At 57.8% G+C, this 26,939-nt stretch carries 29 protein-coding genes and 1 other RNA gene; 12 read left to right on the plus strand and 18 right to left on the minus strand.

The features are described from left to right. Positions 1-75: 75 nt before the first annotated feature. Complete coding sequence (locus AC2FH0_RS13805; RefSeq protein ID WP_496693835.1) at positions 76-816, minus strand: YebC/PmpR family DNA-binding transcriptional regulator; 741 nt, start codon at positions 814-816, stop codon at positions 76-78. Between the two features lie 110 nt (positions 817-926). Between AC2FH0_RS13805 and AC2FH0_RS13810 the strand changes: the two genes are divergently transcribed. From AC2FH0_RS13810 to AC2FH0_RS13825, 4 genes are all read left to right on the plus strand, one after another. Further along, complete coding sequence (locus tag AC2FH0_RS13810) at positions 927-2,699, plus strand: SLC13 family permease (protein WP_496789605.1); 1,773 nt, start codon at positions 927-929, stop codon at positions 2,697-2,699. Between the two features lie 17 nt (positions 2,700-2,716). Further along, positions 2,717-3,451 carry a glutamine amidotransferase gene (locus tag AC2FH0_RS13815; RefSeq protein WP_496712799.1) on the plus strand — a complete coding sequence of 245 codons (735 nt, stop codon included), beginning with the start codon at positions 2,717-2,719 and terminating at the stop codon, positions 3,449-3,451. Between the two features lie 72 nt (positions 3,452-3,523). Continuing rightward, the gene (locus tag AC2FH0_RS13820) at positions 3,524-4,381 is read left to right on the plus strand and encodes a bile acid:sodium symporter family protein (RefSeq protein ID WP_496789606.1); all 858 of its coding nucleotides are present in this window, start codon (positions 3,524-3,526) and stop codon (positions 4,379-4,381) included. Positions 4,382-4,392: 11 nt separating this feature from the next. Next, a complete protein-coding gene (locus tag AC2FH0_RS13825) occupies positions 4,393-6,054 on the plus strand; it encodes an FAD-binding dehydrogenase (protein ID WP_496789608.1) in 1,662 nt (553 codons plus the stop codon). Here the strand turns inward: AC2FH0_RS13825 and AC2FH0_RS13830 are convergent, their stop codons facing one another. The 3 genes from AC2FH0_RS13830 to AC2FH0_RS13840 form a co-directional block, all read right to left on the minus strand. Then, positions 6,055-6,801, minus strand: a complete 747-nt coding sequence (locus AC2FH0_RS13830) for a YbaY family lipoprotein (RefSeq protein WP_496789609.1) — start codon at positions 6,799-6,801, stop codon at positions 6,055-6,057. It abuts the gene before it with no gap. A gap of 96 nt (positions 6,802-6,897) precedes the next feature. Next, positions 6,898-8,676, minus strand: coding sequence for an SLC13 family permease (locus tag AC2FH0_RS13835; protein WP_496689672.1), 1,779 nt, complete (start codon positions 8,674-8,676; stop codon positions 6,898-6,900). Positions 8,677-8,766: 90 nt separating this feature from the next. Further along, positions 8,767-9,582, minus strand: coding sequence for a TIGR00282 family metallophosphoesterase (locus AC2FH0_RS13840; protein ID WP_496708745.1), 816 nt, complete (start codon positions 9,580-9,582; stop codon positions 8,767-8,769). A gap of 87 nt (positions 9,583-9,669) precedes the next feature. On the opposite strand from AC2FH0_RS13840, the gene AC2FH0_RS13845 reads away from it, so the two are divergent. Beyond that, entirely contained in the window at positions 9,670-9,903 is a 234-nt protein-coding gene (locus tag AC2FH0_RS13845) for a putative hemolysin (protein ID WP_496689671.1), read from the plus strand. 8 nt (positions 9,904-9,911) lie between these two features. On the opposite strand, the gene AC2FH0_RS13850 is transcribed toward AC2FH0_RS13845, so the two are convergent. Both AC2FH0_RS13850 and mgtE read right to left on the minus strand, forming a co-directional pair. After that, complete coding sequence (locus AC2FH0_RS13850; protein ID WP_496708744.1) at positions 9,912-10,469, minus strand: 5-formyltetrahydrofolate cyclo-ligase; 558 nt, start codon at positions 10,467-10,469, stop codon at positions 9,912-9,914. Further along, on the minus strand, positions 10,466-11,860 hold the full coding sequence (mgtE, locus tag AC2FH0_RS13855; protein ID WP_496789610.1) for a magnesium transporter: 1,395 nt from the start codon (positions 11,858-11,860) through the stop codon (positions 10,466-10,468). Before mgtE ends, AC2FH0_RS13850 begins: the two co-directional genes overlap by 4 nt. Before the next feature lie 140 nt (positions 11,861-12,000). On the opposite strand from mgtE, the gene guaD reads away from it, so the two are divergent. Next, on the plus strand, positions 12,001-13,290 hold the full coding sequence (gene guaD, locus AC2FH0_RS13860; protein ID WP_496789674.1) for a guanine deaminase: 1,290 nt from the start codon (positions 12,001-12,003) through the stop codon (positions 13,288-13,290). Here guaD and AC2FH0_RS13865 read toward each other — a convergent pair. The 3 genes from AC2FH0_RS13865 to AC2FH0_RS13875 form a co-directional block, all read right to left on the minus strand. Continuing rightward, entirely contained in the window at positions 13,287-14,621 is a 1,335-nt protein-coding gene (locus AC2FH0_RS13865) for an 8-oxoguanine deaminase (protein ID WP_496789612.1), read from the minus strand. The genes guaD and AC2FH0_RS13865 overlap by 4 nt on opposite strands. A gap of 114 nt (positions 14,622-14,735) precedes the next feature. Then, positions 14,736-15,527: a histidinol-phosphatase gene (gene hisN / locus AC2FH0_RS13870; protein ID WP_142636751.1), complete on the minus strand. Its 792-nt coding sequence runs from the start codon at positions 15,525-15,527 to the stop codon at positions 14,736-14,738. Between the two features lie 44 nt (positions 15,528-15,571). After that, on the minus strand, positions 15,572-15,943 hold the full coding sequence (locus tag AC2FH0_RS13875) for a helix-turn-helix domain-containing protein (protein WP_142636749.1): 372 nt from the start codon (positions 15,941-15,943) through the stop codon (positions 15,572-15,574). A 339-nt stretch (positions 15,944-16,282) separates the two neighbouring features. On the opposite strand from AC2FH0_RS13875, the gene AC2FH0_RS13880 reads away from it, so the two are divergent. After that, on the plus strand, positions 16,283-17,239 hold the full coding sequence (locus AC2FH0_RS13880) for an NADPH:quinone oxidoreductase family protein (RefSeq protein ID WP_496708742.1): 957 nt from the start codon (positions 16,283-16,285) through the stop codon (positions 17,237-17,239). Between the two features lie 7 nt (positions 17,240-17,246). Here the strand turns inward: AC2FH0_RS13880 and AC2FH0_RS13885 are convergent, their stop codons facing one another. Further along, entirely contained in the window at positions 17,247-18,128 is an 882-nt protein-coding gene (locus AC2FH0_RS13885) for a LysR family transcriptional regulator (RefSeq protein ID WP_142636745.1), read from the minus strand. A 125-nt stretch (positions 18,129-18,253) separates the two neighbouring features. Between AC2FH0_RS13885 and AC2FH0_RS13890 the strand changes: the two genes are divergently transcribed. Continuing rightward, entirely contained in the window at positions 18,254-18,463 is a 210-nt protein-coding gene (locus AC2FH0_RS13890) for a DUF1127 domain-containing protein (RefSeq protein ID WP_496789613.1), read from the plus strand. A 181-nt stretch (positions 18,464-18,644) separates the two neighbouring features. Continuing rightward, the gene (locus AC2FH0_RS13895; RefSeq protein WP_496690953.1) at positions 18,645-19,421 is read left to right on the plus strand and encodes a Bax inhibitor-1/YccA family protein; all 777 of its coding nucleotides are present in this window, start codon (positions 18,645-18,647) and stop codon (positions 19,419-19,421) included. A gap of 157 nt (positions 19,422-19,578) precedes the next feature. Here AC2FH0_RS13895 and AC2FH0_RS13900 read toward each other — a convergent pair whose 3' ends face one another. The 7 genes from AC2FH0_RS13900 to gatC form a co-directional block, all read right to left on the minus strand. Next, entirely contained in the window at positions 19,579-20,085 is a 507-nt protein-coding gene (locus AC2FH0_RS13900; RefSeq protein WP_185956682.1) for a hypothetical protein, read from the minus strand. Positions 20,086-20,313: 228 nt separating this feature from the next. Further along, positions 20,314-20,481 carry a 50S ribosomal protein L33 gene (gene rpmG, locus AC2FH0_RS13905; protein ID WP_007799108.1) on the minus strand — a complete coding sequence of 56 codons (168 nt, stop codon included), beginning with the start codon at positions 20,479-20,481 and terminating at the stop codon, positions 20,314-20,316. A gap of 281 nt (positions 20,482-20,762) precedes the next feature. Further along, an RNA gene (gene rnpB / locus AC2FH0_RS13910) (RNase P RNA component class A) lies at positions 20,763-21,154 on the minus strand. Between the two features lie 124 nt (positions 21,155-21,278). Continuing rightward, a complete protein-coding gene (locus AC2FH0_RS13915; protein ID WP_496751926.1) occupies positions 21,279-21,962 on the minus strand; it encodes an N-acetylmuramoyl-L-alanine amidase in 684 nt (227 codons plus the stop codon). Further along, positions 21,946-22,638 carry a hypothetical protein gene (locus AC2FH0_RS13920; RefSeq protein WP_496789614.1) on the minus strand — a complete coding sequence of 231 codons (693 nt, stop codon included), beginning with the start codon at positions 22,636-22,638 and terminating at the stop codon, positions 21,946-21,948. The genes AC2FH0_RS13915 and AC2FH0_RS13920 overlap by 17 nt, the downstream gene beginning before the upstream one ends. 39 nt (positions 22,639-22,677) lie before the next feature. Then, positions 22,678-24,165, minus strand: coding sequence for an Asp-tRNA(Asn)/Glu-tRNA(Gln) amidotransferase subunit GatA (gene gatA / locus AC2FH0_RS13925; protein ID WP_271949391.1), 1,488 nt, complete (start codon positions 24,163-24,165; stop codon positions 22,678-22,680). A gap of 3 nt (positions 24,166-24,168) precedes the next feature. Then, positions 24,169-24,456, minus strand: a complete 288-nt coding sequence (gene gatC / locus AC2FH0_RS13930) for an Asp-tRNA(Asn)/Glu-tRNA(Gln) amidotransferase subunit GatC (RefSeq protein WP_170562049.1) — start codon at positions 24,454-24,456, stop codon at positions 24,169-24,171. A gap of 227 nt (positions 24,457-24,683) precedes the next feature. Here gatC and AC2FH0_RS13935 point away from each other — a divergent pair, with 227 nt between their 5' ends. Both AC2FH0_RS13935 and AC2FH0_RS13940 read left to right on the plus strand, forming a co-directional pair. Continuing rightward, complete coding sequence (locus AC2FH0_RS13935) at positions 24,684-24,842, plus strand: hypothetical protein (RefSeq protein ID WP_185956681.1); 159 nt, start codon at positions 24,684-24,686, stop codon at positions 24,840-24,842. A 135-nt stretch (positions 24,843-24,977) separates the two neighbouring features. Continuing rightward, positions 24,978-25,541, plus strand: coding sequence for a DUF4202 domain-containing protein (locus AC2FH0_RS13940; protein ID WP_496789615.1), 564 nt, complete (start codon positions 24,978-24,980; stop codon positions 25,539-25,541). On the opposite strand, the gene AC2FH0_RS13945 is transcribed toward AC2FH0_RS13940, so the two are convergent. After that, complete coding sequence (locus AC2FH0_RS13945) at positions 25,532-26,188, minus strand: ceramidase domain-containing protein (RefSeq protein WP_281972714.1); 657 nt, start codon at positions 26,186-26,188, stop codon at positions 25,532-25,534. The two genes, AC2FH0_RS13940 and AC2FH0_RS13945, sit on opposite strands and share 10 nt — an antisense overlap. 58 nt (positions 26,189-26,246) lie before the next feature. On the opposite strand from AC2FH0_RS13945, the gene AC2FH0_RS13950 reads away from it, so the two are divergent. Further along, the gene (locus AC2FH0_RS13950; protein WP_496789616.1) at positions 26,247-26,939 is read left to right on the plus strand and encodes a metal-dependent hydrolase; all 693 of its coding nucleotides are present in this window, start codon (positions 26,247-26,249) and stop codon (positions 26,937-26,939) included.

Below are 26,939 nucleotides of genomic sequence, written 5' to 3' on the forward strand. Positions count from 1 at the left end.
CAATAGCCCTATCCTCCAACCAACAAGAAACCCGGCCTGACGGCCGGGTTTCCAAATCTCAAGATGCGGGGCAGATCAAAGCTGCGCCATCACCTCATCCGAGGCTTCGAAATTGGTTGTGACACGCTGAACGTCATCATCATCTTCCAGCGCATCGACCAGCTTCATCAGCTTTTGCATATCCTCAAGCCCCAGCTCGGTCGTGGTGCTTGGCTTCCAAACCAGTTTGGTGGATTCCGTTTCACCCAGCGCGGCCTCGAGCGCGTTCGAGACGTCGTTCAGATCGGTGTCGGCGCACCAGATGATATGACCTTCGTCCGAGCTTTCAACATCTTCCGCGCCTGCCTCAATGGCCGCTTCGAACACGGTGTCGGCATCACCAACCGTATCTGGATAGACCACTTCACCCTTGCGTTCGAACATAAAGCCGACGGAACCTGTCTCGCCAAGATTGCCGCCATTCTTGGAAAAGGTCGAGCGCACAGTCGATGCGGTCCGGTTCCGGTTGTCGGTCATCGTCTCGACGATGACGGCCACGCCGTTGGGGCCATAGCCTTCATACCGGATTTCTTCATAGTCATCGCCGTCGCCTGCTTGCGATTTCTTGATCGCCCGGTCGATCACGTCTTTGGGGACCGAGTTCGACTTGGCCTCTTTCACCGCAAGACGCAGACGCGGGTTCTTGTCGGGATCGGGGTCGCCCATCTTAGCGGCAACGGTGATCTCTTTTGACAGCTTGGAAAACAGTTTGGACCGCGCGGCGTCCTGACGTCCCTTGCGGTGCTGGATATTGGCCCATTTGGAGTGGCCTGCCATGGTGCGTCCTCGTGATAGTGATTGCGTATTTGGCGCCCATATAGACGTTTGCGGGCCATGGGATCAAGAGACCGGCTTGCGACGGCTTCTTCTGCGAGTATGTTGGCGGTATGACGACAGATCAGATCATACTTTTCGCTCTCTTTGCCGCCGTATTCGGAATGCTGCTTTGGGGGCGGTTTCGCTATGATCTTGTTGCGTTTTCCGCGCTTCTGATCGGAGTGGTGTTGGGTGTCGTACCCGTCGATGACGCTTTTGCCGGTTTTGGTCACTCGGCAACCATCATCGTCGCGCTGGTTCTGGTCGTTTCGGCCGGGCTGGTCCGGTCCGGTGCGGTATTCTTGATCACGCGATCCCTGGTTGACGCGTCACGCGGCCTTGGGGCCCATATCGCCTTGATGGGCGGTATCGGGGCTGTTCTGTCCGCCTTCATGAATAACGTCGCTGCCTTGGCCCTATTGATGCCGGTCGACATTCAGACCGCACGAAAAGCCGGACGAGCCGTCGGCCTGACCCTAATGCCGCTCAGCTTTGCAACAATTCTGGGTGGGATGGCGACCCTGATTGGCACGCCACCGAACATCATCATCGCCTCAATCCGCGCAGAAACTCTGGGCGAGCCCTTTCGTATGTTCGATTTCGCCCCTGTGGGTGGCATTGCTGCGATTGCCGGGCTTGCTTTTGTCTCACTGGTGGGCTGGCGATTGATCCCGAACCGGGGACCGCAAACCGAAACCTCTGAGGCGCTGGCCGAATATATCGCAGAACTAACCGTCCCACCGGAATCGCCGTTGATCGGCAAACGGGTCAGCGAGCTTTATGAAGATGCCGAGAAATCTGACGTCGCCATCATCGGCCTGATCCGCGACGGCAAGCGCCGCTATGGCCGGTCGGCCCATGCAACACTGAATCAGGGTGACGCGCTGGTGCTTGAGGCCCGCCCCGAGGCGCTGGATGAATTCCGCGCGGCGCTGAAGCTGGATTTTTCGGACACACGTCGACAGGAGCTTCTGACCGCTGAAGGCGACGGGCTGGAAGTCGTCGAGGTTGTCGTGACCGAAAACGCCCGCATCACCGGGCGTACGGCGCAGGGGTTGGGATTGGCATGGCGGCAGAGCACCGTTTTGATGGGCATTTCGCGCCAGGGCCGCAGCATCACTGAACAGGTCCGCAAAACCGAGGTTGAGGCTGGCGACATCCTGTTGTTGCTGTGCCCGCGTGATCGCAGCGCCGATGTGACCGAATGGCTGGGATGCCTACCGCTGGCCCAACGTGGTTTGAACGTCACCGCCAATGAAAAGGCGTGGCTTGCGATTGGCCTGTTTGCCACCGCGGTGCTGGCGGCCAGTGTTGGGCTGATCTACCTGCCGGTCGCATTGGGGCTTGTTGTGGTTGCCTATGTGCTGACCAAGATCATGCCAATCGCGGATCTCTATACTCACATCGAATGGCCGGTGGTCGTTTTGCTGGGCTCGATGATCCCGCTGGGCAGCGCGCTGGAAACCTCGGGCGGCACCGAACTGATCGCCAATGCGCTGATCCAGTTAACTAACGGCCTGCCTGCATGGGCTATTCTGACCGTTCTGATGGTGGTCACCATGACCCTGTCGGACGTGTTGAACAACACCGCCACGGCAATTGTGGCGGCCCCGGTCGGCATTCAGATGGCCCGCACACTTGAGGTTTCCCCCGACCCGTTTCTGATGACGGTCGCCGTTGCAGCCTCGGCTGCGTTCCTGACGCCTATCGGGCATAAAAACAACACGCTGGTTCTGGGACCGGGTGGCTATCGGTTCGGAGACTACTGGCGCATGGGCCTGCCGCTGGAAATCCTGATCATTGCGGTTTCGATACCCGCCATCCTTGTGTTCTGGCCGTTGTGACGGGTAAGAGCCGTTCCATGAAACAATTTCTGATCCTGCAGTTACGCCCGGAAACCGATGCGTCGGATGCCGAATATGCCTCGATTCTGGACAAGACCGGCCTGAGTCCTGAACAGACCCATCGCATCCGGTTGGACTGTGAAGACCTGCCCGACGGCTTGGACGTGACCGACTATGCCGGAGTGATCGTCGGCGGTGGCCCCGGCTGTGTCAGCGACGATCCGGCGACAAAATCGCCGACGGATGCCCGCACCGAAGCCGCCATCATGGGTCTGATGTCACAGATCACCGGGCGCGATCATCCGTTCATGGGGTGCTGCTATGGGTTGGGTATTCTTACCGCGCATTTGGGTGGCGATGTCAGCAAGGACCAGTTCGGAGAGCCCGTCGGCCCCTCAACCTGCCACGTGACAGAGGACGGTGCCACCGATCCACTGATCTCGGGGCTAGGTCAGAGTTTTGATGCTTTTGTGGGCCATAAAGAGGCTGTGCAATCCCTGCCAGATGGGTGTGTGCATCTGCTGGCCTCGGACCCTTGCCCCTTCCAGATGATCCGCTGGGGCCAGAATGTCTATGCCACACAGTTCCACCCCGAGGCTGATGCCCGCGACTTTGAAGAACGTATCACCATCTACAAACACCACGGCTATTTCCCGCCCGAAGATGCGCAGCGTCTGATCGACATTTGCCACGCCGCCAATGTCACTCTGCCCGGTGAAATCCTGCGCAGGTTCGCCCAACGCTACGGCTGACCCTACGGCGCGGTTGCCTGCGGCTTTGACCCTCGCTTACGCTGGTCCGAACGGCTTTGGGAGGAGTTGTAGTTGGATCTGCTTATTAATGTCGGCCTGCCACTATCGTTGGCCATAATCATGCTGTCCTTGGGTGTCGGGCTTGAGATCGCCGATTTCCGCCGGGTTGTCAGCAGACGATACCCTTTTGCGATAGGGGCGTTCTGCCAGGTGATCTTGCTTCCCATTGCGGCATTTACGACGGTCAAACTCTTTGCACTGCCACCGGAAATAGCAGTCGGTGTTATGCTCCTCAGCTTTTGCCCCGGCGGTGTTACCAGCAATATCCTGACTAAACTGGCCAAGGGTGATGTCGCTCTTTCCGTCAGCCTGACAGCCATCATCAGCTTGTTGTCGATGGTGACGGTACCCGTATTGGCCGCATGGTCGATCAATCACTTCATGGGCGAGGACGCACCCGAGGTTTCGATCACCGGGCTGGCCATAGCGATGTTCCTGATCACCACCCTGCCCGTCGCTATCGGCGTCAGTATACGGCATTTCGCAAAAGGATTCGCAGAGCGGGTCGATGCCCCATTGTCCAAACTGGCTTCGATTCTTTTCGTCCTGATCGTTCTCGCCGCGCTGGCCGGGAACTGGGAAATGTTCGTCGAAAATTTGGGGCTGATGGGGTCGGCGCTGATCACCCTGAACATTGCGCTGCTGCTGATCGGGCTGGGACTGGCCCGCGCTGTGAACCTGTCATGGAACGAGAGCAAGACGATCTCGATCGAAGCTGGCATCCAAAACTCGACTCTTGGCATCACATTGGCAGCGCTGATTACCAGCACGGAAAACGGGCTAAGCCCTCTTGCTCTGCCATCGGCCGTCTATGGTATCTTGATGTATGTCGTCGCCCTGCCATTTATCGCCTGGCTGCGCCGCAGCTGAGAGGAAAAAACATGTCCAATAACACCGCAGATGCCATTGTCGTTGGGGCTGGGCTGGCCGGGCTTGCGGCCGCGGCCGAGCTAGGCGACCGCGGAAAAAAGGTGATCATACTGGATCAGGAACCCGGTCATTTCCTCGGCGGTCAGGCGTTCTGGAGCCTCGGTGGATTATTCATGGTCGACACGCCGGAACAGCGCAGGATGGGCATCAGGGACAACCACGAACTGGCCTTGCGTGACTGGCAGGGCAGCGCGCAGTTTGACCGCGAAGAAGACGCTTGGCCCCGCAAATGGGCCGAAGCTTATGTGGAATTCGCCGCCGGTGAAATGCGGCCCTGGCTGCACGATATGGGGCTGCGATGGTTTCCTGTGGTTGGATGGGCCGAACGTGGCGGTTCTTATGCCGATGGGCATGGCAATTCGGTACCTCGGTTCCACATCACATGGGGCACCGGCCCTGGTGTTCTGGAACATTTCATCCGTCGCGTGCGCGAACATGTCAGCACAGGCCTGATCCAGCTGAAGTTCCGCCACCAAGTCAGCCATATCATTATGCAAAACGGCTGTGCCAAAGGCGTCTCGGGAGAGGTCTTGGCTGAGGACGCAGCCGCGCATGGCGCCAAGACCAACCGGGAAGAGGTTGGGGAATTCGAGGTCTATGCTCCTTCGGTCATCGTCAGTTCGGGCGGTATTGGTGGCAATTTCGAAATGGTGCGCAAGAACTGGCCGCGCGACCGCCTGGGCGAACCACCCAAAGACATGATCGCGGGCGTGCCGTTCCACGTTGACGGCCGCATGATCCCCATCAGCGAAAAGGCCGGTGGACATGTGATCAACGGCGACCGGATGTGGCATTACACCGAGGGCGTCAAAAACTGGAACCCGATCTGGCCATCGCACGGAATTCGTATCCTGCCCGGCCCAAGCTCTATGTGGTTTGACGCGCGCGGCAATCGTCTGTTGCCCCCTTGTTTGCCGGGGTTCGACACGTTGGGCACGCTGAAAGAGATCCTGAAGACCGGTTATGAATACAGCTGGTTTGTACTGACGCAGAAAGTCATCAAAAGGGAATTTGCGCTCTCCGGGTCGGAACAGAACCCGGATTTCACCTCGGGCAGCTGGAAAGAGGTTATCCGTCAGCGCATTTTGTCAGGATCGCAAGCCACCGCGCCGGTCGAGGCCTTCAAACAGCACGGGGAAGATTTCATCGTTGCCAACACTCTGACCGAACTGGTCAGCGGCATGAACCAACTGGGTGGCGATCTGATCAATGAGGCGCATTTGCGCGCCCAGATCGAAGCGCGAGACTCACAGGTCGACAACCCGTTTTCCAAGGACGCGCAGATGGCGGCTATTCTGGCGGCCCGCAACTATCGGGGTGACAGGTTGATCCGCACCGCCAAACCACACAAGTTCCTTGATCCTGCCAATGGGCCGCTAATCGCGGTCAAACTTCACATGCTGACGCGCAAAACGCTGGGCGGTTTGCAGACCAACCTCGACAGTCAGATGATCGGTGCAAACGGTCAGGTCGTTCCCGGGCTGTTCGCCGCAGGAGAGGTCGCCGGTTTCGGCGGCGGCGGCTATCACGGATACAACGCGCTGGAAGGTACATTCCTGGGCGGCTGCATCTTTTCCGGGCGCAACGCAGGACGGTCGCGCGCTGTGGCCTGATTACTGCGTGCGTATGAATTTCAGAACCGGGTCGCCTGCACTGTCCAACAGCGCAAGGCTATCGCCCGCCACCGCATAGGACACCACGTTTTGCAGGGCGGCAAAGAACTGATCCTCCACCTGCTCCATCTCGGGCGGGCAGGCCATCAAAGTGGCCGCAATATTGTCTGGAAACGTAAGCGAATTTCCGGAAATTTCGACCTGCCCTGTGAAACGGTTGCAACCGCCTGAGCCGCTAAAGGCACCGCCTTGCGCAAACTCAAGCTGCGGGGCGCGTTCGCTGTTCAGCACGGCCCCATCCACACCAATCGCCGTCCAGCTTGTGTTTTCCAGCCCCGCCGACGTGGGGCCGCCCGTCTTGACCAACAAAAGGTCGGCTGTATCCGGCGCACCATTGGTCAGGACCGGATACCCCGTGTCGGTCGTAAACAGCAGTTGTGACCCACGATATATTGCCCCCCGCACCGCATAGGTCATCCCGTCACGGATCAGAGCATCATCATAGGTCAATTCAAACTCGGCAGGCACCCCGCTCAGCACGTAGCGCTGCGCAGCCAGCGTTACCGCTGGCGCATCCGCAAGCGATATATCCTGCAGCTCGATATATAGCGTCGCGTCTTCAGGCACGGCAATCCGTTCGCGGTAGGAGGCGGTACCGGTCACCGAACCAGCCGATACATCGCTGCCAATCAGCGCCACCATAATCGCACCCATTACGATCAACTGACCAAATTTTGGAAAAGGCATAATCCTGTCCTTTCGTCCAAGTTCTAGAGGAAAAGATTGTGTCTGGATCAGCCTTTACAAGACCGTCAGCGCAAAACCGGCGGGTTCGCGCCGGTGTCACAACGGCCAGATGATCGGAATAAGCAACGAAGCAAGCAGCCCGACCGTCAGGTTCAAGGGGATGCCAACCTTCATGAAATCGACAAACCGATATCCCCCCGGACCATAGACCATCATGTTGGTCTGATATCCGATTGGTGTCGCAAAGGATGCAGATGCCGCCAACATCACCGCAACTACCAGCGGCCTTGGGTCTACGCCGACGGCCTGCGCCAACCCGATTGCGATTGGCGTGACCACTACCGCAACGGCGTTGTTGGAGACGAGTTCGGTAAGCACCGAGGTCAAAACATAGATGGCCCAAACGATCAGGAACGGTGGCAGCGCACTAAGCCCAGGTGCGATTGCATCGACGATCAGGGAAACCGCCCCGGACTTATCAAGCGCGGCCCCGATGGCCAGCATCGAGAATATCAATGCCAGAAGTCGCCCTTCGATAAAGGAAAACGCCTCATCCGCGTCTATGCAGCGGGTGACCAGAACCAGAGCGACCGCAAGAATGGACAGCAGCAGAATTGGCGCCACACCTAAAGCAGCCAATACGACGATCCCGATAAGTGCGCCAATCGCCACCGGAGCGTGATTGCGGCGGAACGCCCGCGCCGAGGGCTGTGTCACGTCGACCATATCCATATCAGCGGCAAGCTTCTGGATATCGGCAGGCGATCCCTCCAACAGCAGAGTATCCCCGACTCGCACCACGAGGTCGTCTAGTTGACGACCGATATTCTGGTTCCGCCGATGTACCGCCAGAACGTAGACACCATAGCGGCGGCGCAGGCGCATCACGCCCAGCGTTCGCCCAACCATACGGCACCCCGGTGTGATCAGCACTTCGACCGTTTTGGTCTCGACCGCAGAAACCTGATCAACACGCTTTAACTCTTTGTTGCTTTGCAGGCTCAGCAACTCGGTCATCTCGGTCCGCAGAACAACGCGATCCCCAACTTCAAGCGTCACCCCTTTGAGGTTGCGCCGCAAAGACTCGTCCCCGCGGACCACGTCAATCAGGCGTACGCCGGGACGCTTGAACAGTTGCACTCCTGTCACTTCGCGCCCGATCAGGTTGCTGTCAGGCGGGATGACGGCCTCGGTGAAGAATTTCATCTTGGACCGGTCACTCAGAAGCGAGGCCATGCTATCGCGTTCAGGCAGCAGGCGCGGCGCAACAAAGCGCAAATAGATCATGCCGTAGATCACCACTGCGATGCCCAAGGGCGTGACTTCGAAAATCGTGAATGCAGCCAGACCCTGAGATCGCGCGACACCATCCACAAGCAGGTTGGTCGAGGTGCCGATCAGTGTCAGCGTCCCCCCCATGATGGCAGCATAGCTGAGCGGGATCAGCAGTTTCGAGGCCGGCACGTTCAACGTGCGGGCAATCTGTACAAAAACCGGGATCATCACGACGACCACGGGTGTGTTTGACACCACCGCCGAGGCCAGAACCACAAACCCCATCAGCATGGCAATCGCGATACGCGGGTTAACCTGCGCCTGTTTCTGCGCAGTTGCGGTAAAGGAATCCAATGCCCCGGTTCTGACCAGAGCCCCCATGACGATGAACATCGCCGCAATCGTCCATGGCGCAGGATTGGACAGAACTGCCAACGCACTTTGATAGGGCAGGATACCGGTCACCAGCATCAGGGCAACGCCCGCGATGGCGACAACCTCGGTCGGGTAAGCCTCGCGCAGGAACATGACAAACATGCCTGCGACAACCAATAGCGCCACGATCGCGCTGCCCGTTTCTGTCAGTTGAAGAAATTGCATTCGTGGTATTCAGTCCGAACCCTGGCCCAGCTTGCGCGCCCGTCGGGCAGTTTCCCGTATTGCGGGCAGCAGGGCAAGCCCAACGTCGCGCTATTGCGGCCCGGCTTGTTGCAAGCGACCCCCAACGCGCACCATTTGCACGGATTTTGCCTGACCATTGCGATCATCGGTTTTCACGAACACACCGCTTAGCGTTGCTTCGCCATTTGCAGGCGTAAACCGCGCCTTGGGCATGCCGGTGATGAACCGGCGCATCGGTTCCAGCTTTTCCATACCAATGACAGAATCGTAATCCCCGCACATCCCAGCATCAGTCAGATAGGCCGTTCCCCCCGGAAGGATCTGAGCATCTGCGGTCGGCACATGCGTATGCGTCCCGACCACCAGGCTGGCGCGCTTGTCGCAGTAATGCCCCATCGCCATCTTCTCGGATGTGGCTTCGCAATGCATGTCGACGATGATCGCCTGCGCCTGCCCACCGCGCGGGTGCGACTTCAGAATTGGCTCGATCGCCGAAAACGGATCATCGAAGGGCCGCTTCATAAAGACCTGCCCCAGCACCTGTACGACCAGAACCTTGCGCCCGCCAGGGGCGGTATAGAGACGATGCCCGCGCCCCGGAGCACCCTTGGCAAAGTTAACAGGGCGCACAATGCGCGGTTCGCTCTCGATGAATTGCAACATGTCCTTCTGGTCGAAAGCGTGGTCGCCCAGCGTCAGGCAATCCGCCCCTGCATCTAACAGCAGCTTGGCATGATCCCCGGTCAAACCCATTCCGTTCGAGGCGTTCTCACCATTGATCACCACGAAATCCAGCCGCCATTCGTCGCGCAGACGTGGCAGATGTTGCTGAACAGCCGCGCGTCCAGCGCGGCCCATAACGTCACCCAGAAAAAGTATCCTCATAGAAACCGTCTAAGTGTGGCAATTCGCAAGTACAAGCCGTTAAGCTGACCCAATGAACGGCAAAACTCTTTATTTAGGAGATTCTTTATGTTTCGGATCGGTCTGACCTTTGGTGTCTGTGCCACGCTTGCTGCCTGCTCGGAAGGGCAAGCAGTCAACTCAAACCCACAGCTGCCAAACCCCTCGGCCATCTATTGCATCGACAGCGGTGGGAGGTATGAAATTCGGGACGGAGAGAATGGCCAGACCGGCGTGTGCATATTGCCTGATGGCACCGAAAAAAATGCCTGGGAATATTTTCGCGCTAAAAACCAGGGCTGATACCTTCGTTAAAAGGTCAATACACGGCTTTCAGTTACTACCATATCAAGCGGCTGATCCGTCGGTTCCAGCGGCAGCCCGTCTGCTTCTTGCGCATCGAAGGCAAAACCGATGGCCAGAGTCGGGCGTTTCGCGCGCAGCCCTTCCAATGTCCGGTCATAGAACCCACCCCCATAACCCAGACGCCCTCCATTTGCATCGAATGCCACCAGTGGCACGATCAGAATTTCGGGATCGAAATAGTCATCGACCTCGGGCACTTTGGCGCCAAACGGGCCATCCTTCAGCCTGCCTTCGGGCGTCCAACGAGAGAATTTCAGCGGCTGCCCGGCCGCCTGAATAACCGGTACGCCCACCGGGCCATAAGCGGACGCCTCGGCCATGGCGGGCAGCGGGTCACTCTCGGTCCGGATGGGCATATAACCCGACAGGGGTACTCCGCGGTGCCCGGCCAGAATTTCAGACAGTCGCCCGGCGGCACCGGGCGGATTTGCATCAAACGCAGATTTGCGCCGGGCAAAGGCCGCCTTGCGCGCGGCAGCTTTGATTTCGGTCAGATCGGTCACAATAGCACCACGCTGGCAAGCCCAAGAAAGATAAAGAATCCCATGACATCCGTCGTTGTCGTCACAAAGGTCCCTGACGCCAGCGCCGGGTCAACACCCATCCGGTCTAGCACGACCGGTACTACCGTACCTGCAAAGCCTGCGATCACCATGTTCACGACCAGAGCGGAGCCAATCACGACACCCAACAACGGCGAGCCGAACCAATACATTCCCACCACGCCCAGAACGGTGGCAAAACACAGCCCGTTCAACATGCCCACCAGCAGTTCCCGTCGGATCACCCGCATCACGTTCGCACCTGTCAGGTCGCGCGTTGCCAGGGCTCGCACTGCGACGGTCAGCGATTGTGTCCCCGCATTGCCCCCCATCGAGGCCACAATCGGCATCAGAATGGCCAACGCCACCAACTGATCAATCGCCGCCTCGAACTGGGAAATCACCAGCGAGGCGCAGATCGAAGTACACAGGTTTACCGCCAACCACGGCAGGCGTCGCCTGCTGGTCGCGGCCACACTGTCGGACAGCGAGCTTTCGTTGCTGACACCGGCTAGGCGCAACATATCCTCTTCGTATTCCTCATCCAGCACCACCATCGCGTCATCAATGGTGATCACACCAACAAGCCGTCCGTCACCATCCACCACTGGGGCCGAGATCAGGTGGTACTGATTGAACGCATAGGCCACGTCCTCTTCATCCTGATCGACGGGAATGGTATAGAACTCTTCTTCGGCAATTTCGTGCAGAGGCACCTCGCGCCGGGTAGCCATGAGTTTGCCCAGTGTTACCTGTGCTGTTGGCTTCAACCGCGGATCAACAAGAACCAAATGGTAGAATTGTTCTGGCAGTCCGTCATTGGCACGCATAAAGTCAATGGCCTGCCCAACTGTCCAATGCTCGGGCGCCATGACGACTTCGCGTTGCATAAGCCGTCCGGCCGAGTTTTCCGGGTAGGATAACGCCTGTTCGGCCGCGATCCGTTCGGAATCCTCCAGCGCACCCAGGATGGCTTCTTGCTGCGGCTCTTCAAGGTCTTCCAGCAGATCGACGACATCGTCGCTTTCCATGTCGCGTACGGCATCCGCCAGAACATCGGGACGCAGGACTTCAATAACTTCTTCCCTGACACCTTCGTCCAGTTCAGACAGAATATCGCCGTCGAACTCTTTGTCATACAGACGGATCAACCGGGCGCGGTCATAGGGGTTGATCTGTTCCAGAAGGTCGGCGATGTCGGCAGCGTGCAGCGGGTCCATCAATTCGATCAGCTTGTCGCGGTCATCGACATCAACTGCATACAGAATGGATGCTACCGTTCGACGATCCAGCGCATAGGCGTCATCATCAGAAGTCGGTTCACTTACGGGTTCGTTAATACCTGTTGTCATATCTGCCCCCGCTCTGTTCGCCCATTGGCCCCTAAATAGAAGAAGCAGCTACCGGAAAACAATGACAATGCGCCGATTTACCGACAACTTTCCTGCCCCTATGCTGTTTCGCAGTCCCAGACAGGCGGAGATGAATGAGTATGGCGCAAAAAACGCTGCTGAAAGGGCGTGTCCTGAGTTTCACTGGCACCCCGTTCGAGGGCGAACCGACCGAGGCTGTCAAAATCAGCGAAGCGGTTCTGATCGAAAACGGTCGGATTTCCAGCGTATCGGATGCCGACAGTCTGAACAATGCCCACCCCGAGGCAAAAGTCGTGGATCATGGTCAGCACGTGATCCTTGCAGGATTTGTTGATGCGCATGTGCATTATCCGCAGACCGCCATGATCGCCAGTTGGGGCAAACGCCTGATCGACTGGCTGAACACCTATACCTTCCCCGAAGAGATGAAATTCGGGGATGCAGCTTATGCCTCTGAGATTGCCAACCGGTATCTGGACCTGACAGCGGCACACGGCACCACCACGATGTGCAGCTATTGCACCATCCACTCCGAAAGCGTCGATGCCTTCTTTTCGGCGGCGCTGCAGCGCAACCAACGTGTGGTCGCGGGCAAAACCTGCATGGACCGCAACGCGCCTGATGGTCTGAGGGATACGGCGCAAACCGCCTATGACCAATCCCAAGCCTTGCTTGAGAAATGGCACGGTATTGATCGCCTGTCCTATGCCATAACGCCCCGCTTTTCCCCCACCTCGACGCCCGAACAGCTTGAGGCGATGGGCGCGCTTTGGGCCGAACATCCCCATTGCCTGATGCAAACCCACCTCAGCGAACAGACCGACGAAATCGCCTGGGTGCGCGAGCTGTTCCCCGAGGCACGCGATTATCTGGACACTTATGAGAAATTTGGCCTGCTGGGTCCCAACGGCCTCTATGGCCACGTCATCCACCTTGAGGCACGTGAACGCGACCGACTGCGTGAGGTCGACGCTGCTTTGATCCATTGTCCGACCTCTAACACCTTTATCGGGTCAGGCCTGTTCGACATGGCAGGGTTAATGCGCGACGGACACCGAGTTGGTCTGGCAACGGATACTGGTGGCGGTTCAAGTTTCTCGATGCTGCGCACGATGGCGTCGGCCTATGAGATCGGACAACTGCGCGGAACGCCGCTGCACGCCGCGCAACTGCTGTGGCTGGGCACCGTAGGGTCGGCCCGAACGCTGAGGCTGGATGACAGCATCGGCAATATCGCCCCGGGAATGGAGGCCGACCTGATCGTGCTCGATCTCGCCTCCACCCCGGCCATAGCTCAGCGCGAGGCCTGCGCCGATGACCTGTGGGAGGCCCTCTTTCCCACCATCATGATGGGCGATGACAGGGCGATTGCCGAGGTTTGGATCGCAGGTCAACCTGTCAGGACCTAGGATTGCAAGGCAAGGGCCAATCGGTTCTGCCGTTCAATCACCCGGGGCAGATCCAGCGTTGCGATCTGCCCGTCCCGCACGATCTGACGGCCTTCGACAAACAGGTGCTTTACCCTCGTCGGACCGGCAAGCAACAGGGCTGCCGGATCCCAACTGCCCGCGCTTTCAATACCGCGCGTATCCCAAATGGCTATATCGGCACGCTTACCGATAGCCAGACGGCCGCAATCAGGTCGGTTCAAGACATCCGCCCCGCCGCGCGTGGCAATCTCCAGCGCCTCGCGAGAGGACATGGCATCGGCACCGCTGGCGACGCGCTGCAACAACATGGCCTGCCGCGCCTCGAGGATCAGATTGCCGCTGTCATTACTGGCCGACCCATCGACGCCCAGACCCACAGGCACGCCGCGATCTCGCATCGACCGTACAGGGGCAATCCCCGAGCCCAACCGGCAGTTCGAACAGGGACAGTGCGCCACGCCTGTGCGGGACCGTGCAAACAGATCAATCTCTGCCCCGTCCAGTTTCACGCAATGGGCGTGCCAGACATCTGAGCCGGTCCAGCCCAAATCCTCGGCATATTGACCGGGGCGGCAGCCGAATTGTTCCTGCGAATAGGCGATATCCTCGTCATTCTCGGCCAGATGGGTATGCAGCATGACGCCCTTGTCGCGGGCCAGAATGGCCGTGTCCCGCATCAAATCGCGACTGACTGAGAACGGCGAACACGGGGCCAGCCCGACGCGGCACATTGCACCCTCGGAAGGGTCGTGAAACGCGTCAACCACGCGGATCATGTCGTCGAGAATATCTGCTTCGGCCTCGACCAGAGCATCCGGTGGCAGGCCGCCATCGCTTTCGCCAATACTCATCGCGCCGCGTGTTGGGTGGAACCGCAGGCCAACCTCGGCAGCCGCAGCAATAGTGTCATCCAGACGCGCACCGTTCGGATATAGATACAGGTGATCAGAACTGAGCGTACATCCCGACAGAGCCAGCTCGGCCAAACCGATCTGGGCGGATACGAACATCTCTTCGGGGCCAAATCGCGACCAGATCGGATAGAGCGTTTTCAGCCATCCGAACAAAAGCGCATCCTGCCCGCCAGGCACGGCGCGGGTCAGGGTCTGGTACAGATGGTGGTGCGTGTTCACGAGGCCGGGCGTCACCACACATCCGCTTGCATTATGGATCTCTGCGGTTGCCTGCAACCCGTGGCCGATCTGTTCGATCTGCCCGTCTCGGATCAGAATATCCGCGCCAGAAAGTTCACGGCGCTGGTCATCCATGGTCAGGATCGTGTCTGCATTTTTGATGAGGATATCGGTCATCTTGCTCTCCTTGCATCGCCCGTTTCATGCATGGAGTGCAAAAGCTGGCGGAAAACGGGCACAAGAACCAGCCGGATTAAGGCTAATCGGCCCGCCAGTCCGCCGCAACAGTTTTTAGAAGTTGCGCAGGATTTCCAGCGCCGCCGCGTGGATCTGCGGGTTTGCCGCCGCCAGAGCCCGACCGCCATTATGGGCGGGGCCGCCCTGCCAGTCGGTGACGATACCGCCAGCCGCATGAATCACGGCGATTGGCGCCTGAATGTCATAGGCGTTCAGACCTGCTTCGATCACCAAATCCACCTGACCCGCTGCAAGCAGAGCATAAGCATAGCAATCCATTCCATAGCGGGTCAGGCGTACGTGCTGTGACACAGCCTCAAACCCGGCACGATCTTCCGACGCGCCGACCTCGGGGAAGGTCGTGAACAGAATCGCCTGGTCCAGAGAAGGTGTTGAACGGGTCTTCAGGGACATATCGCCCGTAGGACCATGGCTTCGCGCGATATCCGCCGAGCCGATGAAGCGTTCCCCGATATACGGCTGGTCGATGATCCCCATGGTTGGCCCGTCCTGCGTGCTAAGCGCAATCAGAACCCCCCATGTCGGTGTCCCGCTGATAAACCCTCGGGTGCCGTCGATCGGATCCAGAACCCAGGTGCGGCCACTTTGCCCCTCGTGCTGCCCATATTCCTCGCCAAATATTCCATCTTGGGGCCGATGTCGGGCTAAAACCGCGCGCATGGCTTTTTCGGCTGCGCGGTCGGCGACAGTGACCGGATCAAATCCCTGATCCAGCTTATTCGAAGTCTCAAGATTAGACTGCCTGAAAAAAGGAAGAATGGCCGCACGCGCCGCGTCGGCCATTTCTTCAGCCACTTCAAGATCACTCAGCGACATCTTATCCATACGCTACCCGTGCGTTCCGTCAGGATCAGAGTCAACCCGCGAAATCAGGCAACATCACTCAGAACGCGCGCAAGCTCGAACAAGCGGCGACGCTGGTTTTCCGGTATGGCATAGTAAGAGCGGACGAGATCCAGGGCCTCTTTGTCGCCCATAAGGTCTGCAGGTACCGATTTCTTATCCGAGCTTCCTTTCTCGACCTCTTCCAGGCCTTCAAAGAAGAAACTGACGGGAACATCCAATGCCTCGGCAATGTCCCAAAGACGAGACGCGCTGATTCGATTGGCACCGGTTTCATATTTCTGGATTTGCTGAAACTTGATACCAACTTGCTGTGCCAACTGCTGTTGGGTCATGCCAATCAGCCAGCGGCGATGCCTGACGCGTTTGCCCACATGGACATCGACGTGATGGGTCATTGGTACTATCCTCCCTTACACACACAACTGAAACGGGTGCGCAACATGCTTTGTTACCGCAACATTAGCGAGCCCGACTTAACTACTCCCTAATTTGGAACATGCCCCCCAAATCAGCACCATAGCGCACTATTACGTTTTTTGGCGCTTTTTTCAAGAAGGTTGAATCTGATTCCACAAACAATGGTTTATAGTTGTGTTGTGAATACCGCGCACACGTTGATTCCGATCTGGAAACAATCACCTGGTCAACACCGGATTAACGGGGTCTTCAGCAGGGTAACAGATTGACAAGACCACGACAGAACTGACCTATGCCCGAAAAGACGGAGCCAAATCATGCTGGCGTTTCATATCCAGACCAACGGGGCCAAGGCCCAGCTTTGCAATATCGACCCGCCAGAACCCGGCGACAACCAGGTCTGCATTCAAATCAAAGCCTGCGGTTTGAATTTTGCGGATCTCCTTATGCAGAAGGGGACGTATCAGGACACCCCGGTGGCGCCCTTTTCCTTGGGCATGGAAGTCGCAGGGATTGTTCGCGAAATTGGAAACAATGTACGCCACCTGAACCCGGGTGACCGCGTCGCTGTCTATTCCGGCCAGGGCGGCCTTGCTGAATTCGGAGTGTTCGAAGCCGATCGTGCAATCGCAATCCCTGACTCTATGAGCTTTGAAGACGCCGCCGCAATTCAGATCACATATGGCACCAGCCTTATTGCTTTGGATCATCGTGCGCGGCTCAGGCCCGGCGAAACCCTGCTGGTGACCGGTGCGGCAGGTGGCGTCGGCCTGACGGCGGTAGAGATCGGCAAGCTTATGGGCGCCACGGTTATTGCGCAGGCGCGCGGCAGTGAGAAACTCAAGGTGGCACAGAGGGCCGGGGCCGATCATCTGATCGACGCATCCGAAGATCTCCGCGCCCGTGTCCAGGCATTAGGAGGCGCGGATGTCGTATATGACGCGATCGGCGGCGATGTGTTTAAAGCCGCCTTTCGCGCAACCAACCCCGAAGGTCGCATCTTGCCCATTGGCTTTGCGGGCGGTGAGGTGCCGCAAATTCCGGCCAACCACCTACTGGTCAAGAACCTGACAGTCATCGGGCTCTACATCGGAGGCTACTTGAAGTTTCGACCTCAGATTGTGACGGACAGCTTTGAAACGCTGTTTCGCTGGCATAGCGAGGGCCGCATCAAACCGCATATCAGCCATGTTCTGCCCCTGTCCGAAGCCGAACGCGGACTGGCCATGCTGCGCGACAGGACGGCCACCGGGAAAGTCGTCATAACCCCCTAACGGATGATCAACCGACAACGGCTTTAAGCGGCACCCCCCCAAGCAAACGAAAGTTCTGGCGCACCAGCGTCGCCAACGCCTCAACCACGGCTCCGCGGCCAGTTTCGCCGCCATACAGATTTATCATATGCGCAGGAAGCTCGGGCAGGACGCCACCCGAATCGATCTGGGCAAGATGTGCGGCCTCTGTCCCTTCGAGCATGGCATGAACCGCCAAATCGGCGCTGACCGTTGCCTCGATAGTACGGTCATTTTCGGTTTCCACCGAAAGCTCCCAGGGAATTCCAGCCGCATCCAGCGCAGCAATGACCTGCGGCCTGAACAGACACCGACGCCCAAGCGCTAGCGGAATGGGGCGTTTTCGCCAGGCAGACCCGCCCGGCGCACCAATCCAGCGCAAAGGAAGCTCGGCAATCGTCTCGGCCCCCTGCCCCACTGTCGCCTCGGTCGTTAGGATCAAATCGCAGTCTCCGCGCTTAAACATATCCTTCAGTTGCAGCGAATAGGAGGAGATAAGCTGCACACGGACGCGTGGGAAATCCGCGTTGAATCGCTGCAGCACCCGGGGGATAGCCGGATAGACGATATCATGCGGCACACCAAGAACGACCTCGCCCTCATAGGCCTGATCCGTCAGCTTGGACATCACCTCGTCATTCAACGAGATCATGCGTCTGGCATAGGCCAAAAGCTGTTCGCCCGACGCTGTCAGCGCGATGGTTCTGCCACTTCGGTCCAGCAGCTCCAGACCTAAAAGCTCCTCCAACCGCTTTAGCTGCATCGATACGGCAGATTGTGTCAGGTGCAGGAAACCGGCTGCCCGCGTCACGCCACCCTGATCGGCAACTGCCACAAAGGAGCGGAGAGTGGTGATGTCCAAATTTCGCATCTTCACGATTCCTTATGGATGTGTTCAATAATATTCATTTTCAAAATGTGTCACAGCCCTCCATATAAATCAAGGAAGTTGATGCAATAGGCACAACACATCAGCAAAACCGAAAGGACAAGGCTATGACGCAAATCACAGCTTCAACATATTGCAAGCCACGGCAGCGCTTTAAGCTCACTTCTGTTCTGGATGCGCTATCGCTACAGCGCCAACGCTGTCAGCTCGCCAGATTGGACGACCGCGCCCTTCTCGATATCGGCATTACCCGTGAAGAGGCCGAAGCCGAAGCAAAACGCCGCATATGGGATGCTCCGGAATTCTGGCAAAAATGAACCTAATCCACTACTTTTACCACTGAATGGCGGCTGACACCTCGAAGCCGCCATTTTTGTTGCGTGTTTTAGCCTGTTTCCCGCGTTAAACCCTTGAAACACAGCCCGCACTTGACGATATTTGCGAGGAGCGCGGCCTGACATCGGGACGCAAAAAGAATATGTGGAGGGAGACCTTTTAATGGCACAATTTGACACGATCCGGACGGCGACCGGTACGCGCGCTGCCCAGATTGACGAGGGCCTGCGCGCCCATATGAACAAAGTCTACGGCACAATGTCCGTGGGCATGCTGATCACCTTTGCAGCAGCCTGGGCTATTGCTGGCCTGGCAACCACAACCGACCCTTCGGCGGCTGCGGCACAGCTGAGCTCTGACAAATATCTGACGTCGCTTGGGTATTCGCTGTTCGCCTCGCCGTTGCGCTGGGTCATCATGTTTGCCCCGCTGGCCTTTGTCTTTGGCTTCAGCGCCAGCATCAACCGCCTGTCGGCTGCAACGGCACAAACAGTGTTCTACCTGTTTGCCGCAGTCATGGGCGTTTCGATCAGCTGGATATTCCTGGTCTTCACCGGCGAGTCGATCATTCAGGTCTTCCTGATCACCTCAATCGCTTTCGCGGGGCTTTCCCTGTACGGCTACACGACGAAGAAAGACCTGTCCGCAATGGGCACCTTCCTGATCATGGGTGTGATCGGGCTGATCGTTGCCTCGGTCGTGAACATCTTCCTGGCCTCGTCTGCAATGACGTTCGCGATTTCGGTTCTGGGTGTTCTGATCTTCGCCGGTCTGACCGCCTATGACACCCAGAAGATCAAAACCACCTACTTGCAGATGGCACATACCGGCGATCAGGAATGGCTGGGCAAAGCAGCCATCATGGGCGCGCTGAGCCTGTATCTGGACTTTATCAACATGTTCATGTTCCTGCTGCAGTTGTTTGGAAGCCGTGAATAGTCCGGACCACCAACCATTTTGAAAATGTCAAAGGCGGGCCGATTGGTCCGCCTTTGTTCTTTCTGGTTAGCGCACTGGCTTTAGGCTCAAATGCCGCAACAAAAAAGGCCTCTCATCCTGACGATGAGAGGCCCTTCAATTCCACAGTAATATGAATTTAACTGCAGTTCAACTGAACAGCAAATCCGGAACTGCGCTTTTCTGAACCTTTGCGATAAACGTCGCCGACAGGCAAGCAGCCAGTGAATTGTTCAGCGCCAGTACCAAAGTTTGCACCAATCGTATTTGGAACCCTGGTGCGGCTATTTTCGGTACGCACGACGCCGAAAAGCGTTCCGTTCACTTCAACAGTGCTCAGGAACAGGTTTGTATCTGAGCCGGAAACGACTACTGCGCTGGTATCGCTGCGCGCGCCATTTTCTATTGCAACACGTGCAATTTTACCCGGATCGGTCTCGTCCGTTGAAACTCGGACCGGGGGCAGTTCTGCCAACTCTGCCGGAACATTGGTGGACTCTGGAACAAACGCCGCCGCACCCGGCACTTCGCTGATGCTCCGCGGCTCACCATCAATGCCCGTAAAGCCAACACCCTCGCGGTTATAGGGGTCTTCACAGGCTGCGAGAGCCAGAATAGTTGCTGTGGATAACAAGATTTTTTTCATGACGGCCAACATTTTGGAACGGTTAGCTCAAGCGTAGTTGCAATACATTCCAAAAAGCAACCCAGCGGGCAAACGAATGCCTCGGCTGCTGATGCTTCGCTGCAACGGCCTCCAAGCGCGCTCCGGCTGCCTTGACCCGATAGATTCAGGTATGAAACATCGTCGCGCAAACGAAAAAGGCCCTGTCGAAACAGGACCCTTGTCATTCTGTCCAAGCAGGACGGCAGATTACTTGATCTTGCCTTCCTTGTACTCGACATGCTTCCGAACGACCGGATCGTATTTACGAACGGTCATTTTCTCGGTCATGGTGCGCGCGTTCTTTTTGGTCACATAGAAGTGGCCCGTGCCCGCGGTCGAGTTCAGACGGATCTTGATTGTCGTCGGCTTCGCCATGGTTATCTCCTGCGTCCGAAAAGGCAGGGGCCTTTCGGTTGAATTCCTATGAGCGTGCGCTTTTACCCGGTCATGCAGCCGAGTCAACCTGAATTCGGGTAGATCGGCGCAGATTTCATCAAAACACAAGATCGTCCCTGCACCCAGCTTATCGCAGACCTTAACGCGGCCATTTCGGCCACAAGGGATGCCAGCTCAGCAGCCACAGCAAGACCTGTATCAAAGGATGACTCCAGCCGTGACCCACCTGCGGAACAACGCGATTCGTCTTAGCAATATTAACGCGCGGAGGGCCTGTAAGCCGGATCTTGTTCCAGGGTTGCCCCCTTCGATGACCATTCCTCTAGGCCGTGCATTGCTGCATGGCTCAAGCTGCCAACCCGGTCCCTCTCGGCCAAGACGCACTTAGCGGCGGTATCGGCGGACGCCGACCTGCCCGCGTGGGGACCCTATTTGGCATTGCTCCCGGTGGGGCTTGCCGTGCCACCCCTGTTGCCAGGGGCGCGGTGGGCTCTTACCCCACCGTTTCACCCTTACCATGCACGCATGGCGGTCTGATTTCTGTGGCGCTTTCCGTCGGGTTGCCCCGCCCGGGCGTTACCCGGCACCGTTGTCTTGTGGAGTCCGGACTTTCCTCTCGGGCTTACGCCCCAGCAGCCATCCGGCCCTCCGCGCGGAGACGTGGGTATGCGCAGTGTCAGGCCGCGTCAAGGGCCGATAGGGCGTTAAGGGGCAACCCGTTCTTGGCCTGAGGTCAATTCAGCCCCGAGATATTTTTTGGCCAGATGAAAAGCGGATCAGGTCCAGAGCGCCGCATGGCCGAGCGGGGTGAAATCCGCAGGTTCCAACGGGCCTTCGGCCCAAGGGCGGTATCTGAGACGCACGGTGGCAAGCAGCGTGTCGTCGTCCGTTTCGGGCGGAAAGCCCATCTGTTGCGCCAACGCACGGAACAGCGGCATCGAGGGCTCTTGCGGGCCGTCATCCTGGCCACGTTGGCCAGCAAGATTGAGATGTTCGAGCCGTTGCCAGGGAAAGCGCGGGCCGGGGTCGACCTTGCGCCCCGGAGCCATGTCGGAATGGCCGATAACCCCGTCCGGTGCAATCGCCCATCGGGCCATGATACGGGCCAGAAGCCACTCAAGCGTGGTCATCTGAGGTTCGGGAAAAGGATAGGTGCCAAGGTTGTCCAGTTCGATCCCGATGGAACGCGAATTGATATCGGTTCGACCGCGCCACTCCCCTGCTCCGGCGTGCCAGGCCCGGTCCTCTTCGCGCACCATTTGCCAAAGCGTGCCATCGGAACCGATCAGGTAATGCGCAGACACTTCGAAGGCCGGGTCACACAAGCGATCCAGCGCAGCCTGCGCGCTGTCCATTGCTGTGTAGTGGAGAACCACCAAAGACGGCGTCAGCCCATCCCGGCGATCTCCGAAATTGGGGGATGGGTGCCAGATGGGCTGAGGATCAGTTGTTGACGGCACTGCGGAACGGGCTGGGATCCCAGCCGCAAGCATATCCGTCGCCATCAGGGTCAAGCCCCTTGCGGTCCTTCTGGGGACCGCCATTTGACAGGAACTCGATCTGCGCCTGGTCCGCCGATGGGAATTTCGCGCAATTCCGCTGTGCCTTGGCCTGCAGGTTGAACCCCGCACGGCTGTAGAGCTGGGCACCGACCGGATTGGATGTGCTCAGCGCGTATTGGACGATGTTTGGCTGACCATCCGCTCCGCGTTGCGGAACCGCGGTTGGGGCGACAACCTCATAGGTTTGGCTGTTCTGTTCGATTCGAGCAGCATCGGTTTCGATACTGCGACGTTCAGAAACCGCAGCAAAATCCTGTTCGTCAGAGATGCCGCTGTTACTGGCAGTCGGCACGGATACTGAAGTGGCGGTCGCCTGCGTCGAGGTGCTTGCAAGCGCGGCGGCAGTGGCCGTGGCCAGGTCAGCGCCATCCGCGCCCGATGTCGACGACCCCAGAGGTCGTTGCGAGACCTCATAGGGTTCCGGCAGAGGGCTTCCAATGCCGCCCTGCCCTGCCAGCTCAGCTTCTCTTTGCGCCTGATAAGTCGGGGTGTTGAACCCTGTACCCTGAACCGGAGCCACCGTGTTACAGGCGGCCAGCAACCCGATTGCGGGGATCAGAATCGTAAAGCGCATTCAGCTGCTCCGTTCTACGTTGTCTTGTTGATCAGAGGATTACCACCATTTCCCCGGCTTGGCCACAAAGCCCGCTGCGCTTTCCAGCGCATAGGCTGTGTTCAGCAAATCGCCTTCGTCCCATGGACGGCCAATCAGCTGCAGACCAAGCGGCAAACCCTGAGAATCAAGACCTGCAGGAACCGAAATGCCCGGCAAACCAGCAAGGTTGACCGTCACGGTAAAGACGTCGTTCAGATACATCTGAACCGGATCCGCCTCGGTCATTTCACCCAGACCGAACGACGCCGAAGGCGTGGCCGGGGTCAGGATGGCGTCAACACCGGCGGCGAAAACGTCCTCGAAATCTTTCTTGATCAGCGTGCGGACCTTGCGGGCGCGGTTGTAATAGGCGTCATAGAAACCTGCTGACAGAACATATGTCCCAACCATCACACGGCGCTGCACCTCGTGCCCGAAGCCTTCGGCGCGGGTCTTTTCGTACATCTCTGTGATGCCGTCGCCCTGCCCTATCTGCGCGCGGCGGCCATAGCGGACACCATCATAGCGCGCCAGGTTCGAGGACGCCTCGGCAGGCGCAATCACGTAATAGGCGGGCAGCGCGTATTTGGTATGCGGCAGCGAGATGTCGACGATCTCGGCCCCTGCGTCTTTTAGCATCGCGGCGCCATCTGCCCAGAGTTTTTCGATCTCGGCGGGCATGCCGTCCATCCGGTATTCCTTGGGGATACCGATCTTCTTGCCCTTGATGTCGCCGGTCAGCATGGCCTCGAAATTCGGGACGGCCAACTCGGCGCTGGTGGAATCCTTGGGGTCATGACCACACATGGTTTCCAGCATGATCGCTGCATCGCGGACATTCTTGGTCATCGGCCCGGCCTGATCCAGCGAGGATGCAAAGGCCACGATGCCCCAGCGCGAACACCGGCCATAGGTTGGCTTGATGCCGGTAATGCCGACAAAGGCCGCAGGCTGACGGATCGAGCCACCGGTATCGGTCCCGGTTGCGGCCAGACACAGATCAGCCGACACGGCCGAGGCGGACCCGCCGGATGAGCCACCCGGTGTCAGCTGCGCGTCATCATTGCCACGGCGCCACGGGCTGACCGCATTGCCATAGACCGAAGTTTCGTTTGACGAGCCCATGGCGAATTCATCCATGTTCAGCTTGCCCAGCATCACGGCACCGGCGTCGGCCAGTTGCTGCGAAACGGTGGATTCATATTCCGGCTTGAAGCCTTCCAGAATCTTAGAGGCTGCCTGCGAGGGCACGCCCTTGGTGCAGAATAGATCCTTGATGCCGATTGGCAGACCACACATCGACGGCGCATCACCCGCTTTGATGCGCGCGTCCGCTGCCTTGGCACGTTCTATCGCGATCTCGGGGGTTTTATGAACAAAAGCGTTCAGCGCATCGGCTGCATCAATGGCGGTCAAGCAGGCTTCGGTCAGCTCGACCGAGGTGACATCACCGGCACGCAGGGCGTCGCGGGCTTCGGCCAGGCCCAGTTTGTTCAGATCGCTCATGTCTTACTCCACCACTTTGGGGACTGCGAAAAAACCTTCGCGTGCGTCGGGGGCATTGGCCAGAACCTTGTCCTGCTGGCTGCCGTCGGTGACCACATCCTCGCGGCGCTTCAGGCGCATCGGTTCGACCGAAACCATCGGCTCGACACCGTCGACATCCACTTCATTCAACTGTTCGATGAACCCAAGAATGGTGTTGAACTCGGATGCCAGCGCAGGCAGCGCGTCATCCTCGACCTTGATCCGGGCCAGTTTGGCCACCTTTGCGGCGGTGCTTTGGTCAATCGACATCGGAAAACCTCATATGCGTCAGGGGGCATTTACCTGTCTGATGCCTCGGTCGCAAGGGTAGCAGGCGGTTGTTCTGCCCCTTCTATGCAAGGAGGTGGCTTAGCCATACAAAAATGCATAGCGCCTATGCACAAAAGTAAACCAATTAGTTCAGAATTCGCCTTGAAAAAGTGAACTGCGCCGTTCACTTCTTACAGCATGGCACAGCCACTAACTGGAGTAAGATGATGAAAACACTCATGACCGCATTTGTGTTGGCCACTACTGTTCTTGCTACGCAAGCTCAGGCATTCGGACCCACCATGGGTTCGCTAACCCGCGACCTGTCTTTCCCCGATCAGGTTTCCGAACCAGTTACACAGGACAAAACGAAGCTGGGTAACTGACGCCACAACTTCGTCCGGGTCGGATCCCCCTCTCCGACCCGGAATTTCGCATTTGACTGCTGCGTTTGATTTGCCGACTCGCTACGATGCGTCCGAACACACCGCCGGATTTCCGGCAAGCCCACGGAGCATAGTATGAGCGCGCGAAAACAGGCAGTCCTGGACGCAATCGACGCAGCCAACACCCAAGATCCAACCTTAGAGAACGGCCAACCCGCAGCGTTGCTTTACGGACAACGCATGAGCGCTGAACTGGCCAGGCTTTTTCCTGATGCATCGAACTCGCTTGAGATCGCCGCACGCGGGCAACATGTTGAACGCTGGAAGCTGGCCCGAAGTGAATATCCCGAAGGGCGCGCCGGATATCTGGCTTGGCGCAAGGCGCAGGGCGAACACCATGCGCAAACCGTCATGACCTTGATGAAGCAGTGCGGATTTGAAGAAAACGAAATCCAAGACGCCGGACGCATGGTGCGCAAGCAGGGTATCAAACGTGACATCGAGGTGCAGGCACTGGAAGATGTGGCCTGTTTTGTGTTCCTCAAATGGTATCTCGCTCCCTTCGCCGAAAAGCACTCGCAGGAAAAAATCCTCAGCATAGTCGAGAAAACCGCGCGTAAGATGTCATCCGATGCACGCACCAGGGTTCTGGCCGAATTTGACCTGCCGGCAGAACTGGCTGCTGCGTTTCAGGCCTGAGACGCACGGCTTAGGTGCCTGCGGTAGACTTCGATCATCCAGCCCAACATCGTGGCGTTCAGGATGTGCCACAGAAAATGCGTACCAGTCGGGAATTGCGTGCAAATCGGTGCGTCCAAAGCGCGAAAGGTAATCGACACGATCAGGATCACTGCGCCGGTCGCCAGCCCGCGGGCGGTATCAGGCCGGCGTTTCGACAACAGGATTGCGTAAATCAGGATCAATAGCGGCACCGGAGCATAGGCGGCCGATCCGCCCAGACCCGGAATCAGTTGGAACACCGGAATCGTCAAAGCGGCATATGGCACAAACAGGGCCGCGCCGATCCCCGCGTAAAGCGGCCGCAACTGCCAGACGTCGCGATTCATTGCAAAAATATAGGTCAGAATAAAAAGCAGGATGGGTGCAGTATCCGCCAACGCGGACCAGACCTGTGCATGGGTGTGAAACAAATAACTGCCAATTCCGATGCCGACCAGGATAACCACAAGCATTTTTGCCAATGGCATCCCCGGCCCGCGCACCCGCCGCCACATAATGAAAGCCGCAATCAAAAAGGCGGTATTCGTAACCGCATTTATCGGCTCTGCCCAATAGGCAGGCGATAAACGCTCACAATAGCTGTCAATTTCCCGAAACCAATCCATGAAATTTTACATACCCGATGCTAGTCTGCTGCCAACAGTTCATTTGGGAGTGCTTTTCATGAATATCATCTGGCTTGGGCATGGCAGCTTTCGCATTGAAACAGCAGGACAGGTTCTGCTGATCGACCCTTGGCTGACCGGCAACCCCGTTTTGCCTGAAGATCAGCATGACGCTGCTTTGGAAGGCGCGACACATATCCTGCTGACACACACGCATTTCGATCATGTCGTTGACATTGTCTCATTGGCCAAACATCTGAACGTCCCCGTGGTCGGTCAGTATGACCTGATGGGGTACTGGAGCGAAGCTGAAGGTCTGGAAACAGTCGGCTTCAACAAAGGCGGCACGGTCAACCTGAACGGTGTTATGGTCTCGATGGTACCCGCCTCGCACAGCTCGACATTTTCAACCCCAGACGGGCTGCGCACCGGCGGCAGCGAGGTCGGTTTCATGATCTCATTCGAGGGGCACATGCTCTATGTTTCGGGCGACACCGATATCATGGCCGATATGGACTGGATGGGGGATTACTATAAACCCGATATAGGTATCCTGTCCGCAGGGGGCCACTTTACCATGGACATGAAAGGCGCCGCCTATGCTGCAAAGCGCTATTTCAATTTCAAAACCGTGATTCCCTGCCATTACAAGACCTTCCCGATTCTGGAACAATCCGCGCAGGTGCTGGCGGACGGTTTGCCGGGTGTCGAGGTGATCGAACCGCAGCTGATGCAAGCCATCAAGCTGTAG

This window comes from Ruegeria sp. CDSC051 (genome assembly GCF_059610665.1).

Coding starts and splice junctions, on each gene's coding strand:
- AC2FH0_RS13845 (WP_496689671.1), top strand. CDS start 9,670: ATGTTTCGGATCGGTCTGACCTTTGGTGTCTGTGCCACGCTTGCTGCC.
- hisN (WP_142636751.1), bottom strand. CDS start 15,527: ATGGATAAGATGTCGCTGAGTGATCTTGAAGTGGCTGAAGAAATGGCC.
- AC2FH0_RS13810 (WP_496789605.1), top strand. CDS start 927: ATGACGACAGATCAGATCATACTTTTCGCTCTCTTTGCCGCCGTATTC.
- AC2FH0_RS13815 (WP_496712799.1), top strand. CDS start 2,717: ATGAAACAATTTCTGATCCTGCAGTTACGCCCGGAAACCGATGCGTCG.
- gatA (WP_271949391.1), bottom strand. CDS start 24,165: ATGAGCGATCTGAACAAACTGGGCCTGGCCGAAGCCCGCGACGCCCTG.
- guaD (WP_496789674.1), top strand. CDS start 12,001: ATGGCGCAAAAAACGCTGCTGAAAGGGCGTGTCCTGAGTTTCACTGGC.
- AC2FH0_RS13895 (WP_496690953.1), top strand. CDS start 18,645: ATGGCACAATTTGACACGATCCGGACGGCGACCGGTACGCGCGCTGCC.
- AC2FH0_RS13935 (WP_185956681.1), top strand. CDS start 24,684: ATGAAAACACTCATGACCGCATTTGTGTTGGCCACTACTGTTCTTGCT.
- AC2FH0_RS13840 (WP_496708745.1), bottom strand. CDS start 9,582: ATGAGGATACTTTTTCTGGGTGACGTTATGGGCCGCGCTGGACGCGCG.
- AC2FH0_RS13885 (WP_142636745.1), bottom strand. CDS start 18,128: ATGCGAAATTTGGACATCACCACTCTCCGCTCCTTTGTGGCAGTTGCC.
- AC2FH0_RS13950 (WP_496789616.1), top strand. CDS start 26,247: ATGAATATCATCTGGCTTGGGCATGGCAGCTTTCGCATTGAAACAGCA.
- AC2FH0_RS13825 (WP_496789608.1), top strand. CDS start 4,393: ATGTCCAATAACACCGCAGATGCCATTGTCGTTGGGGCTGGGCTGGCC.
- AC2FH0_RS13900 (WP_185956682.1), bottom strand. CDS start 20,085: ATGAAAAAAATCTTGTTATCCACAGCAACTATTCTGGCTCTCGCAGCC.
- AC2FH0_RS13880 (WP_496708742.1), top strand. CDS start 16,283: ATGCTGGCGTTTCATATCCAGACCAACGGGGCCAAGGCCCAGCTTTGC.
- AC2FH0_RS13835 (WP_496689672.1), bottom strand. CDS start 8,676: ATGCAATTTCTTCAACTGACAGAAACGGGCAGCGCGATCGTGGCGCTA.
- gatC (WP_170562049.1), bottom strand. CDS start 24,456: ATGTCGATTGACCAAAGCACCGCCGCAAAGGTGGCCAAACTGGCCCGG.
- AC2FH0_RS13940 (WP_496789615.1), top strand. CDS start 24,978: ATGAGCGCGCGAAAACAGGCAGTCCTGGACGCAATCGACGCAGCCAAC.
- AC2FH0_RS13875 (WP_142636749.1), bottom strand. CDS start 15,943: ATGACCCATCACGTCGATGTCCATGTGGGCAAACGCGTCAGGCATCGC.
- AC2FH0_RS13945 (WP_281972714.1), bottom strand. CDS start 26,188: ATGGATTGGTTTCGGGAAATTGACAGCTATTGTGAGCGTTTATCGCCT.
- rpmG (WP_007799108.1), bottom strand. CDS start 20,481: ATGGCGAAGCCGACGACAATCAAGATCCGTCTGAACTCGACCGCGGGC.
- mgtE (WP_496789610.1), bottom strand. CDS start 11,860: ATGACAACAGGTATTAACGAACCCGTAAGTGAACCGACTTCTGATGAT.
- AC2FH0_RS13805 (WP_496693835.1), bottom strand. CDS start 816: ATGGCAGGCCACTCCAAATGGGCCAATATCCAGCACCGCAAGGGACGT.
- AC2FH0_RS13865 (WP_496789612.1), bottom strand. CDS start 14,621: ATGACCGATATCCTCATCAAAAATGCAGACACGATCCTGACCATGGAT.
- AC2FH0_RS13890 (WP_496789613.1), top strand. CDS start 18,254: ATGACGCAAATCACAGCTTCAACATATTGCAAGCCACGGCAGCGCTTT.
- AC2FH0_RS13920 (WP_496789614.1), bottom strand. CDS start 22,638: ATGCGCTTTACGATTCTGATCCCCGCAATCGGGTTGCTGGCCGCCTGT.
- AC2FH0_RS13830 (WP_496789609.1), bottom strand. CDS start 6,801: ATGCCTTTTCCAAAATTTGGTCAGTTGATCGTAATGGGTGCGATTATG.